Raw genomic sequence first — 1,178 nt, 5'->3', positions numbered from 1 at the left:
ACTTCACCGGAGCGGGGCTTTTCCTCGGTGTATTCCCATTCCTCTGTGAATGACATGACATAAAGCTTTAGCTCGGAATTATAGTTAAAGCGGGTAACAAAATCATCACGGATCTTGTTAAGACGGCTGCTTACAAGATTCAGTGATAGCCTGGCTCCTATGAGGAACTTATGATGATGCTTCATCAGATCATTTATGTTCTTCTCGCTGTAGAAGCCTCTGTCCATGACAAGCTTGAGTTTCTCAAGTTTAAGGAAATCAACATCCTTAACGAGGTTCTCTATAGTCTTAACATCAGTGATGTTACCTGCAAGCTTCCTGTAGTAAACAGGGAGCATTGATTCCTCTCCATACAGCAGAGCAAGGTTTATCTGCGGAAGGGAATCACCTTCTTTGTTCTTTCCATACTTGGCCTGCTTTATCAGAGTCGAGTATGAAGAGATAGATGTTGTATCAAAAGCAAGGTATTCATCGCAGGAGTGGCGTTTTGCCTGATATTTGAAGTAATCCATCTTGGATTCTTCAGTGATCAGTCCGAAAAGTTCACTGCTCCTCTGAGAAGGAATATCCTTGCCATAAGGATGCCTGTGGGTGCTGCCCCATTTGGTGAAACGGTATAATGGCAGCCCTTCCTCGATAACGAGGTAGTAAGCTATGGAGAGTATCTGTGGTGCCAGTGAGCCGTAGCACTTTCCAAGATCACCGGCGATGCCTGTTTTTTCAGCAATCCTGTCAAGCAGGTATGTGGCTCCATGGAACTGTCGAAGACAAATGTCTGTCGGTACAGGTCCGGTCTTGGAGGCTGTAAGGCTGGCTTCGTATTCAGCTTTGAGACGATGGAAGTTCTTGTTAGGCTTGAAATCTTTGCCATCGTACTTACCAATGTACTCACGCTTGTGATCAGCCTGCTGCTTTTCTACGTTCCAGAAGGGATGATCAATGTATGCGTAACCATTCTGAATGCGGACTTTATCAGTGATCCAGGGCTCATTTATCTTGATTTCCATAACTCACCTCCTTGGTATAATTATACCAAGGAATTAACGGAATATCAAGCCAAATCTGTGTTTTTGATACAATATTTTGTGCTCGCAAAGCCAGTAATATCAAGGATTTGCGGTAGTAACTGTTAACGCTTTATACCAGAGCCTTGGTATAATTTCGCGGGAGCGCAGGTT

The 1,178-nt window shown here is 44.0% G+C and carries 1 protein-coding gene; it reads right to left on the bottom strand.

The window, feature by feature from the left end:
- The coding region (locus BLS24_RS15465; RefSeq protein WP_143015198.1) for an IS1634 family transposase at positions 1 to 1,007 on the bottom strand (1,007 nt) is incomplete at its 3' end.
- Positions 1,008 to 1,178 lie beyond the last annotated feature (171 nt).

The organism is Butyrivibrio sp. INlla18, from assembly GCF_900103635.1.
In the GTDB taxonomy this organism is placed as follows: Bacteria; Bacillota; Clostridia; order Lachnospirales; family Lachnospiraceae; genus Butyrivibrio.
This window is presented reverse-complemented; position numbering and strand designations above follow the sequence as displayed.